The 10,682-nt window shown below is 33.7% G+C and carries 11 protein-coding genes; 5 read left to right on the forward strand and 6 right to left on the reverse strand.

The features are described 5' to 3' along the window. Positions 1 to 6 precede the first annotated feature (6 nt). The 5 genes from BZARG_RS08125 to BZARG_RS08145 form a co-directional block, all read right to left on the reverse strand. Positions 7 to 1,392, reverse strand: a complete 1,386-nt coding sequence (locus tag BZARG_RS08125) for an MBL fold metallo-hydrolase RNA specificity domain-containing protein (RefSeq protein ID WP_008637101.1) — start codon at positions 1,390 to 1,392, stop codon at positions 7 to 9. Next, positions 1,385 to 2,236, reverse strand: coding sequence for an ATP cone domain-containing protein (locus BZARG_RS08130; protein WP_008637199.1), 852 nt, complete (start codon positions 2,234 to 2,236; stop codon positions 1,385 to 1,387). Before BZARG_RS08130 ends, BZARG_RS08125 begins: the two co-directional genes overlap by 8 nt. 38 nt (positions 2,237 to 2,274) lie before the next feature. Further along, the gene (locus BZARG_RS08135) at positions 2,275 to 3,111 is read right to left on the reverse strand and encodes a universal stress protein (RefSeq protein ID WP_008637029.1); all 837 of its coding nucleotides are present in this window, start codon (positions 3,109 to 3,111) and stop codon (positions 2,275 to 2,277) included. 166 nt (positions 3,112 to 3,277) lie between these two features. Next, positions 3,278 to 4,120 (reverse strand): universal stress protein, encoded by an 843-nt coding sequence (locus BZARG_RS08140; protein WP_008637073.1) that lies wholly within the window; start codon positions 4,118 to 4,120, stop codon positions 3,278 to 3,280. 31 nt (positions 4,121 to 4,151) lie between these two features. Further along, the gene (locus tag BZARG_RS08145) at positions 4,152 to 4,994 is read right to left on the reverse strand and encodes a universal stress protein (RefSeq protein WP_008637186.1); all 843 of its coding nucleotides are present in this window, start codon (positions 4,992 to 4,994) and stop codon (positions 4,152 to 4,154) included. 264 nt (positions 4,995 to 5,258) lie between these two features. Between BZARG_RS08145 and BZARG_RS08150 the strand changes: the two genes are divergently transcribed. The 3 genes from BZARG_RS08150 to BZARG_RS08160 are packed head-to-tail and all read left to right on the forward strand — an operon-like array spanning position 5,259 to position 7,702. Further along, positions 5,259 to 6,476: a metallophosphoesterase gene (locus BZARG_RS08150; RefSeq protein ID WP_008637171.1), complete on the forward strand. Its 1,218-nt coding sequence runs from the start codon at positions 5,259 to 5,261 to the stop codon at positions 6,474 to 6,476. Between the two features lie 36 nt (positions 6,477 to 6,512). After that, positions 6,513 to 7,400 (forward strand): DnaJ C-terminal domain-containing protein, encoded by an 888-nt coding sequence (locus BZARG_RS08155; RefSeq protein ID WP_008637135.1) that lies wholly within the window; start codon positions 6,513 to 6,515, stop codon positions 7,398 to 7,400. Positions 7,401 to 7,402: 2 nt separating this feature from the next. Continuing rightward, positions 7,403 to 7,702 (forward strand): chaperone modulator CbpM, encoded by a 300-nt coding sequence (locus BZARG_RS08160; RefSeq protein ID WP_008637065.1) that lies wholly within the window; start codon positions 7,403 to 7,405, stop codon positions 7,700 to 7,702. A gap of 122 nt (positions 7,703 to 7,824) precedes the next feature. On the opposite strand, the gene BZARG_RS08165 is transcribed toward BZARG_RS08160, so the two are convergent. Beyond that, positions 7,825 to 8,175, reverse strand: coding sequence for an SdpI family protein (locus BZARG_RS08165; RefSeq protein WP_008637133.1), 351 nt, complete (start codon positions 8,173 to 8,175; stop codon positions 7,825 to 7,827). Between the two features lie 569 nt (positions 8,176 to 8,744). Here BZARG_RS08165 and BZARG_RS08170 point away from each other — a divergent pair. Both BZARG_RS08170 and BZARG_RS08175 read left to right on the forward strand, forming a co-directional pair. Then, on the forward strand, positions 8,745 to 9,089 hold the full coding sequence (locus BZARG_RS08170) for a cupin domain-containing protein (protein ID WP_008637178.1): 345 nt from the start codon (positions 8,745 to 8,747) through the stop codon (positions 9,087 to 9,089). 55 nt (positions 9,090 to 9,144) lie between these two features. Next, positions 9,145 to 10,470: a D-serine ammonia-lyase gene (locus tag BZARG_RS08175; protein ID WP_040288228.1), complete on the forward strand. Its 1,326-nt coding sequence runs from the start codon at positions 9,145 to 9,147 to the stop codon at positions 10,468 to 10,470. Positions 10,471 to 10,682 lie beyond the last annotated feature (212 nt).

The following is a 10,682-nucleotide window of genomic DNA, read 5'->3' on the forward strand; positions in this document are numbered from 1 at the left end:
TTTTATTTACACATTAAATATTTCAACATCATCCAATTTGGGCATAGAGACCTGCCATTTCAATTCTGTTTGGATTTTAACCCGAAATGCATCCATGGCTGCAGGTTCTCCATGAATTAAAAATACTTTTTCTGGAATATTCTTTATCGCGCCCATCCAATGCAATAAATCCTTTTGATCTGCATGAGCAGACAAACTTTGCAAATGCATAACTTTGGCATTCACGGGGTAATATTTTCCGAAAAATTTAATTTCGTGAGCGCCGTCTAATAATTGCCTGCCACGAGTTCCTTCGGCTTGATAGCCCACTAATAAAACAGTTGTGTTTTTCTCATCTATAAGTTGTTGTAAATAAGTTAAAACACGACCACCAGTTACCATGCCGCTACCTGCAATAACTATTTTTGCTCGTTTATCGTCTATAGCCTTCCACGTGTCCTTATAGGATTCTGTAATAGTAACATGATTGCACATCGCATCATATTCCGATGCTGTTAGCTTATGCCAATCCGGAAATTGCCTAAAAACTTCTAATACATTTTGTCCCATTGGGCTATCTACAATAATAGGAATATTCGGGATTCTATTTTCCTTGTAAAGCTTCCAAAGCACATACATTAAAGTTTGTAGTCGCTCCACGGCAAAACTTGGAATAATAAGATTCCCCCTATTATGAATGGTTTCTTTAACCAAATCGGTAAGAATTGTTTCAACATCTTCTTCGGGATGTAGCCTATTCCCATACGTACTTTCAATAAATAAAAAATCAGCCCATTCTGGTCTCTTTGGTGCTACCAACAAATAATCATCTCGGCGACCAATATCACCTGAAAACACGAAGCGTTTTTCAAAAACATCTAATTCAATAAATGTAGCACCGAGAATATGACCATTGTATTGAAAACGGTATTTGAAAAATTCTGAAAGCGTATGCCACTTTTCAGGCTCCTGACTTTGAAATAATCGAATCGTCTGTTCCGCATCTCTAATTGTATAAAAAGGCAAGGCCGGATCATGTTTGGTGAATTTTTCTTTATTCGCTTTTTCTGCACTTTCCTCATGTATTTTAGCGCTGTCCTTTAAAATTATTTCCGCAATAGCAAGCGTTGGTGCTGTCCCTATTATTTTTCCAGAAAAGCCTTGTTTTACTAAACGCGGTAAATAACCAACATGATCCAAATGCCCATGTGTTAGTAAAACCACGTCAATGGCGGGAACATCGATAGATAAATCGCGCCAGTTTAATTCGCGTAATTCCTTTAAACCTTGAAACATACCGCAATCTATTAAAACATTTAAGCCATATGTTTCCAATAAATATTTTGACCCCGTAACGACTTGAGAAGCTCCCAAAAACGTTACTTTAACCTGATTTTCTGTGTTATTAATCATCACAAAGTTGTTTAATTTCGTTTAAAATTTTTGTTTTTCTCACTTCAGAAATACCTAAATGATCTAAAAAAAAAGCATCGTCAATCAAATCACGACACAAAATGACGTCTCGAGATAATAAAAATTGTTTTTCACGATTAGTTAATAAGGTTGAAACGGTTATTGGATACAAACCCAGTCTGTCTATTCGATCTTTAAGTCCATCATTTTTAGGGTAATCCCAACTCAATAAATACAATCCAATACACTTACCATATTTAAGGGCGTCTTTAGTGAAACGCGTATTAGTAACCACCCAACCGGCTGTTAATGGCGTTTTATATGATTTAGAGTCCCAATGTTTTTTAACATCTTTAAATCTGGAAGCAATGTAAAGCGGGACTTTCACGTTACAGTTTCTCCCTTCCTCACTATGAAATTTGCATTCGGCAATAAGTGTTTCCCCATCTTTATGCGCCACCACATCAATTTCATGGGACACACAATGGCCTACTAAAACTTCACCAACTTGGGTTTCATAACCAGAATATTTTAAAAGTGCCGCAATAAAATGTTCAAAAGGAAAACCTGTTGGGCCCAGTTCATAAATTGCTTTTTTCAATTTGTATTTAGAAGCGTAACAATTCTTCTCCTTTTTTAATAACGCATAAGCTCTGTTATAAATTTCTGTTGTGGAAATGCCCTGGTACAATTCATCACGAACAGTGTCTAGAATTCGGTTGACAACATCTTTTTCAGCCCCAGACCGATTTAAAGATGCGCGCAACTTTTCCAAAGAAAACTTAACGCGATCTCCAGAGCTTTTAACAATATCAATATCTGATTCTATAGAAACCTTTTGCATGATAAATTATGGTTAAATTTTTATAAACTAGTTTCAGTTTATGATGGAATTACCAAAAAGGGTATGTGGATATGAAATCCGATATTATCGACACGGGATTTAAAAAACAGGTTTTCAAAAAAGGAATGCTTGTTATTTATCATAACTAACATATCTACTGGCTTTTCACTCATAAAATCGTTTATAGCCGTCGACACACTTTCATTTCCAACATCGTGAAAGTCATGACTAATGTTGTTTAAATAGCTTTTCAACTTTAAGCGATTAACCTGTTGTTTCTTCGATAATTTATCACCAGAACCAACATGAAATACATGAACTTGTGAATTGTACTTTTTAGCCATTTCCGTTAATGAAGCTACGTTTTGATCTTGATACTCTACTTCAAAATCAGTAGGGAATAATATATCTTGAAGTGTTTTATATTCAGCATTTTTCGGAATTACTAAAACGGGACAAGTAGCATCTTTAAATACATGCACCGTATTGGATCCGAAAAGAACTTCTTTAGATCCTGTAGCACCTTTGGTTCCCATAACTACGTAATCAATATGTTTCTTTTTCACAACATCTTTAACCTCTTGCGTTATCGTATCGGATCCAGAAATGGTTTCAAAAGAATGATGAGAATTATTAAACGACGTTTCAATTCTATTATGAAAGCTACTCAATCTTTCTTGAGATGCGGTCTTTGCAGATTTCTCTACTTTAATTTGCGCAGGACTAATTTGCATATGATCCATATTATCTACTATTGATGCATACGAGTGAAGTAAATAAAAACGGCACTTCTCTTCTGAAAATAGTTTTAAAGCATGACTTATGGCATGAAACGAATTGTCAGAGAAATCTGTGGGTAATAAAATATTTTTCATCGGAATTATTTTTAAATAGATTAATTATTAGAGCCTTAAATTTCACAAAACAAAAAAAGGTATACTAATTTTAAGGTCTTTTTCTTTAGGATTGACTGCCTAGTCAGGGCTTTTATATAATATTATTTGGGATTCACCATAAGCTACTTTTAACTTTTAAGTTGTCTTATTTATAGGAAGGTATTACTAAAAATGGAATACCAATATGAAATCCTATTTGATTGATTCGCGATTTAAAAAATAGGTTTTCAAAAAAGGAGTGTTTGTTATTTATCATAACCAACATATCTACTGGAAATTGTTTTTGAAAGTCAGCAATAGCTGGCGATACGCCTTCATTTCGCAAATCGTGAAAATCATGATTAATATTCTTTAAATACCCTTTCAACTTTAAACGATTTGTTTTTTGTTTCTCGGTTAATTCATCTCCAAAGGAGACATGTAAAACATGCACACGAGCATTATTTTGCTCCACTATATTTAGAAATGGTTTTAGGTTTTTATCCTGGTAATCAATACCATAGTCTGTTGGAAATAACACATATTCCGGTTTAGAGAACACCACATCTTTAGGAATTGCTAATACTGGACAGGTTGCATTTTTAAAGACGTGCACCGTATTAGAACCAAAAAGCACTTCTTTGGCGCCAGTAGCTCCTTGCGTTCCCATAACCACATAATCGATATTTTTTTTGCCCACCACATTCTTAATTTCTTGAGTAAGTGTATTGAAGGACGATATCGTTTCTATACTGTGTTTCGGGTTATTGAATTTAGATTTCAGTTTATTAACAAGATCCCCAAGACGTTCTATAGACGCTAATCTTACGGTTTCCATTAAATCGAATTGTGCCGTTCTGGTTTGCATATAATCCATGTTATAAATTACAGGTGTATACGTGTTTAGCAAATAAAATGTACAATCCATATTGCCAAATAATTGGATAGCATGATGTATAGCATGCATTGAATTATCAGAGAAATCAGTTGGTAATAATATATTTTTCATGATGTTAATTTTAAAAGATTAAACGGAACTATTAACGTCTTAAGTTTTGCATAACTAAAAACGGAATATTTACTTGAAGCGTCATTTTATCGACTGCAGACTGCATGAGCATGACTTCAAAAAACGACTGCCTTGTATTGACCATAACGAGCATATCTGTTTCATGTTTTTCTATATATTGATGTATGGCCGAAACAATATCATGATGACTTTCTGTAATAAGGTTAATGTCATTTTTGCTAACAACGCCTTTAACAAAAGCTAAATTATCTTCTTGTCGTAAGGATAAATTACTGCTTTTTGAAACATATAATAAGTCTATTTCTGCACGATAAGGCGCCGCTATTTCACACAACAATTTAAGCTCACGGCGTTTGTAAGGAATCATTAAATTGGTAGGAAACAGTATATGTTTTGGTTGCGTATAAACGTAATTTTCTGGAACCGCCAGCACAGGACATTGCACATATTTTAAAACTTGAAGTGTATGGCTTCCAAACAGCACCTTGGGATCGTTAGTTTCGCCACGCGTTCCCATAACAATTAAATCAATATTATGCGCTTCAACTTGCTTATCTGTTTCATCTACCAACGAATTATTGGAGGCAATAGCATGATATTTATGTCGGGGATTTGGCGACAATGCATTTACATGCGCTAGCGTTTCCGCTAACTTTGCCTCAACATCTGCTTGAATAGATTTTTCAATCTCTTGTAAAGTCTCGCGTGTTAGTTCAGAATTTTCATAAATAGTATCTTCGTAGGTGTGCAAAAAATAAAAAACACAACGTTCATACTTAAATAATTCCGAAGCATACTTAATGGCGTTTTTAGCATTCTCCGAAAAATCGGTTGGCATTAAAATTTGTCTCATATAATCAGATTTTTAGCTATTCTAAAATTAAACAATCACATTTTCATTTACTATGATATTTATCACATTAACAAAGTTTTATAAAATAGAACGGTTATTTATTTTATAAAAAAGGTAACTTTAATTTTCTATTTTTGAATATAAAGAATAACTGGCAAATATGTTACCACAAAAGAAAAAATTCTAGATAATTTCAACTTGATCTTATTATATTTCCCACAGATTGACTTATATTAAAACCGCCTACTTAATGAAAATTACTATATGAAAAGTTATTCCATATTCACCATATTATTATTGTGTTTTGCCATATTCATGGTTGATTTTGCAGCTTTTTATTGGTTAAAATCTATTACCGATCTACTAAATTCAGATATATTAAAACATACCATACATATACTTTTCTGGTTTTTTACTGTCGGTTTAATAACCGCTATTATTATTCTGAAATTAAAGTTAGATTCTATTGCACCACGACGTAAACAAATTTTAATAAGCTCCATTTATGGACTCACCATTTCCTCATTTGTTCCGAAAATAATTTTCATTGTTGTGATAAGCATATTATATCTCACCAATTATGCTGTAACATCTAAAGAATCGCTTATTATTATTCCTTTACTGGGTTTATTTGCTGGATTTTTACCCTTTTTTGTAATTGTATATGCTATTTTTAAATCGGTTTACAATTTTAAAGTTTATGAACATAGCATCAAGTTCTCACATTTACCTAAAACTTTCGATGGCTTAAGAATTGTTCAGATTTCCGATTTACACTTAGGAAGTTTCAATCATCGTTTTCATATTATGGATCGTGCATTTTCAAAAATAAACCAACTGAATCCCGATTTGATATTCTTTACTGGCGATTTAGTAAATAACTATGCTTCAGAATTACGCGGTTGGAAAAAATCTTTCCGACATCTTTCGGCTAAAAAAGGCATGTATGCTATTTTAGGAAATCATGATTATGGCGATTATAGCCTATGGAAATCTGAAGAGGCCAAGCGAAAAAACTTTAAGGGCATAACGAAATTTTTCGAAGACAATAATTTTAAATTACTTTTAAACGAATCTGAAGTAATTGAAATAGACAATCAGAAAATCACTATTATTGGTGTTGAAAACTGGGGGAACCCACCTTTTAAACAGTATGGCGATTTAAAGAAAGCCATGAGCAAAATTCAAGACATTCCTTTTAAAATATTACTTTCTCATGATCCGTCTCATTGGACAGAAGAAGTAATAAATAAAACGGATATTGCATTAACGCTTTCTGGACATACACACGGCATGCAAGCTGGCGTAAGTTTTGGGAAAAAAGAATGGAGCCCCATAAAATATAAGTATAAACATTGGGCGGGATTATATAAAGAAAACGAACAATACTTATATGTTAATCGCGGCTTGGGTTGGCTTGGATTTCCTGGAAGATTAGGAATGCGACCAGAAATAACCTGCATTACATTGCGTAAAGCTTAAATTTTAATATTAGATTATAACTAAAAACAAGAATACATGTCTTTTATAGATTACTACAAGGTTTTAGGTATTGCCAAAAATGCAGACGAGAAGGCCATTAAAAAAGCATACCGAAAAATGGCACGAAAATATCACCCAGATTTAAATCCAGGTGACACAGAAGCAGAAAAAAAGTTTAAAGAAGTTAATGAAGCCAATGAGGTATTAAGCCATCCTGAAAATCGCAAGAAATACGATTCACATGGAAAAGACTGGCAACATGCCGATGCCTACAACCAAGCTAGACAGCAACAAGGTGGCGGCCGGAGTCAGCAGCAATATTCAGGCTCTAGTCAGTTTAATGGAGGTGATTTTTCCGATTTTTTTGAATCTATGTTTGGCGGCGCTTCTCGCGGATCCAGAAGTCAAGCCGGCTTTAGAGGCCAGGATTTTAATGCCGAATTACAATTGGATTTAAAAGATGTTTATATAAGTCATAAACGCACTTTAACTATTAATGGCAAGAATATACGCATTACTATTCCTGCTGGTATTGAAAACGGCCAAGTTATAAAAATATCAGGTCACGGCGGACCAGGAGCTAATAACGGCCCAAAAGGTGACCTTTTTATAACATTTACCATTAATAATAACACCACATTTAAAAGAGACAAAGCTAATCTATACGCCACAGTCGATTTGGATTTATACACCGCACTTTTAGGTGGCGATATTACTGTAAACACTTTTGACGGTAAAGTAAAATTAAATGTTAAACCAGAAACCGAAAACGGAACGCGCGTAAAACTTAAAGGGAAAGGGTTTCCGGTTTATAAAAAAGCAGATACGTTTGGCGATCTATTTATTACTTATGATATAAAAACACCGACCAATCTTACCGATAAAGAAAAAGAATTATTCACTGAATTATCAAAACTACGATAACCATGGACACAAAAAACGTCATTACTATAACAGAATTCTGTCAGCATTATGATATTCCGGAATCGTTTATTATAACTTTAAGCGAATATGAATTAGTAGAAATTTCAACCGAGAGCGAAACGCCGTGCATTTACGTAACCGAAATCAAATCCATTGAAAAACTGATACGTTTTCATTTTGAATTAGATATAAACATTGAAGGCATCGATGCTATTTCAAATTTATTAAATAAAGTAGAACGATTACAAGAAGATGTTAAGTCCTTGAACAATAAGTTACGGTTTTATAAGGAAGGTGATTGAAACACTTACTATGTTTAAATTCGCTTTCGTTAGTTTGCATGAAGAATTTAAAGAAAATACAAGTTTTTTTAATTATTCGAAAAGCATACCTTTTTGATGAAAAGCTTAAGCTGATTTATATTTTATTCCGACTTGAATTTTCTCTTTATAGCAGCTTCGACTCTAATTATTAGAACAATAACCACCAGAATAATTAATCCTGATCCAATAATAGTTGCAGTATTTTCACTTGGCTGATATATAAATCCAAGCAATCCAGTCATAGATAATAAAGCTCCAAGTTTCATCATTTCCTTTGAAGAATATTTCTGTGCAAAACCCCATGTTTCTTTAGTTTTCATTGAGTTTTTAGTCCTATAACCATAAAGACTATTTATTTTATCAGGAGGAAATATGAGCATAACGAGTCCTACTACAATGAAAATCAATCCTGTCGAAACAGGAATAAAAAAAATAGGGTTTTCAGTTGGCATAATTATTATTGATTATATTTTATATCTACTTGTTTTTCTTGAGCTATGAATTTCGTTTTCATCAACTAAGTTATCAGAAATGGCAATTAGTAATGGCACTTCTTTATTAATGGTAAAATCAACGCTATTTTCAACATGAATTTTTAGTTTTGCGGTATTTATTGTTTAATCATTTTAAATTCGCTTATCCACTAGATATTTTATTCGCATTGAAACCATAGAATGCTATTGATTCTCTATTTTTCGTGAAATCGATTTCAGTTTTTTTTTGTAAGAGAATATTTTTAATAATATAGCTGAACCCCTCATAATGATAGGTTCATATAAGTTTTCACGCACTAATGTAATCATTTTAAATAAATAAATATTGAAGAGATGGCACAAGCTCAATGACAGTTTAAACTCATAAAAAGTAATATCCTGGAAAAATTTTAGTCACTCTTTATAGTTATTAAACCCGCAAACACCAATTTTCTCAAAAAATTCTCGCTAAACGCATGGAAATTACATGTATAATTGCTAATTTTGAATCATTCTAAATAAGGAACGAATAATCTAAAATTTATATTATGAAAGTAGCATCATTAGTAGACAATGTAGAATACAATGAAACGAAACCAACCATTCAAGTTTTAATGGAAACAGAAACTGGAAAAGAAATTCGTATCGCTTTTAAGGAAGGACATGTTATGAAAGAACACAAAACACCTTTCCCTATAGTAGTTGAAGTTTTTGAAGGTGCTATAGATTTTGGTGTGAATGGGAAAATCCATCATCTTAAAAAAGGAGATTTAATTGCGTTGGAAGGCGGTGTGCCACATGACTTAACAGCAACTGCAACTAGTATAGTACGTTTAAGTTTAAATAAATTAGACTCTGCAAAGCGGGTAGAAGATGTTGTTAGCAAGTCGTAATTTGTTTTAGTACCGACTTAAACAATGTTATAATTGGATTTTAAAATTGAAAATTATGTACACAGAAAAAAACATTACCGATTTTATAAAAAAAGAACCTATCCTAGAGAATATAATAGCTTTAAAACCGGTTATCTGGCAGAATTCGAAACGTAAATCCATGGCAGACATGCCTGATTTCTCTATAAAAAAGGAAGATATGGTGGCTGCTGAAGCCTTGTGGGAACGCTTTGCTCCTTTTTTTATGAAAGCGTTTCCTGAAACCAAAATAACGCAGGGTATTTTGGAATCGCCTTTAAAAGAGCTTTCCCATATGAAACGTCTTTTAAATGAGGAGGCGCCAAAAATTGAAGGCCGTCTTTTCTTAAAATGCGATAACAAACTTCCTATTGCTGGCTCGATTAAAGCTCGTGGTGGTTTTTATGAAGTCTTGCATCATGCTGAAAATTTAGCCTTTAAAGCTGGTATGCTGAAAGATTCCGACTATAAAGCTTTTGCGACTCCAGAGTTTAAACAATTTTTTAATCAGTATAAAATTGGCGTTGGATCAACTGGAAACCTAGGATTAAGTATCGGCATTATCGGTGCTGCTTTAGGATTTCAAGTCACCGTTTATGTATCGGCAGATGCGAAACCATGGAAAAAAGATTTATTAAAAGAAAAAGGCGTTAAAGTCATCGAGTTCTCTGGCGATTTTAGCGAAGCAATTCTAGCAGGACGCCAACAAACCGATGCCGATCCAATGGCTTACTTTGTGGATGATGAAAATTCTAATGATTTATTTTTAGGTTATTCTGTTGGCGCGTTACGAATAGCAAAACAATTAAAAGAACAAAATATTCCAGTAGACGATCAACATCCATTGTTTGTTTACTCGCCTTGTGGCGTTGGTGGCTCTCCTGGGGGCACAGCTTTTGGTTTAAAACAAATTTATGGAGATCATGTACATTGCTTTTTTGTGGAGCCTACCCACTCCCCTGCAGTATTAACAGGACTTGTTACGGGAGAAAATAGCCAAATAAGCGTACAGGATCTTGGTATTGATAATAAAACAGAAGCCGATGGGCTAGCCGTTGGTCGACCATCCAGTTTTGCAACATCTATAAGTTCGCATATTATTAGCGGACTTTACACCATAGAAGATCAAACGCTTTACAACCTGCTCACTAAACTAATGGACACCGAAGATGAATTCTTGGAGCCATCAGCAACAGCAGGACTTATTGGTCCGCAAATGGTTCTAAAAACTGATTATGCTAAAATGAATAATTTAAATATGGCAAATGCCACGCATGTAGTTTGGGCTACCGGCGGCGATTTGGTTCCAGAAAAAGAACGATTGGAGTTTTATGAGCGCGGTTTAAGTGATATTTTGATTTAGTTATGATTTCTATAACCAACAAAATATTAAATTTATCTAGTCGAATTATTTTAAAATTTGCAGACCCCACAGGTTTCAAAAACCTGTGAGGTCTTTTTAAACACCGCGAAAAGTTAATGAGTTTTAGGAATTGGCTCCGCCCCTTCTCATATCAACATTTTGATAAAATTTATCCACCATGCAGAAACCTTAAAAACTTACAAGTTCAAACC

The sequence above is a fragment of the Bizionia argentinensis JUB59 genome (assembly GCF_000224335.1).
Classification (GTDB): Bacteria; Bacteroidota; Bacteroidia; order Flavobacteriales; family Flavobacteriaceae; genus Algorimicrobium; species Algorimicrobium argentinense.

Bases quoted from the DNA above. Each gene is read 5' to 3' on its own strand.
- BZARG_RS08125 (WP_008637101.1), bottom strand. From the start codon at position 1,392: ATGATTAATAACACAGAAAATCAGGTTAAAGTAACGTTTTTGGGAGCT.
- BZARG_RS08130 (WP_008637199.1), bottom strand. From the start codon at position 2,236: ATGCAAAAGGTTTCTATAGAATCAGATATTGATATTGTTAAAAGCTCT.
- BZARG_RS08135 (WP_008637029.1), bottom strand. From the start codon at position 3,111: ATGAAAAATATTTTATTACCCACAGATTTCTCTGACAATTCGTTTCAT.
- BZARG_RS08140 (WP_008637073.1), bottom strand. From the start codon at position 4,120: ATGAAAAATATATTATTACCAACTGATTTCTCTGATAATTCAATGCAT.
- BZARG_RS08145 (WP_008637186.1), bottom strand. From the start codon at position 4,994: ATGAGACAAATTTTAATGCCAACCGATTTTTCGGAGAATGCTAAAAAC.
- BZARG_RS08150 (WP_008637171.1), top strand. From the start codon at position 5,259: ATGAAAAGTTATTCCATATTCACCATATTATTATTGTGTTTTGCCATA.
- BZARG_RS08155 (WP_008637135.1), top strand. From the start codon at position 6,513: ATGTCTTTTATAGATTACTACAAGGTTTTAGGTATTGCCAAAAATGCA.
- BZARG_RS08160 (WP_008637065.1), top strand. From the start codon at position 7,403: ATGGACACAAAAAACGTCATTACTATAACAGAATTCTGTCAGCATTAT.
- BZARG_RS08165 (WP_008637133.1), bottom strand. From the start codon at position 8,175: ATGCCAACTGAAAACCCTATTTTTTTTATTCCTGTTTCGACAGGATTG.
- BZARG_RS08170 (WP_008637178.1), top strand. From the start codon at position 8,745: ATGAAAGTAGCATCATTAGTAGACAATGTAGAATACAATGAAACGAAA.
- BZARG_RS08175 (WP_040288228.1), top strand. From the start codon at position 9,145: ATGTACACAGAAAAAAACATTACCGATTTTATAAAAAAAGAACCTATC.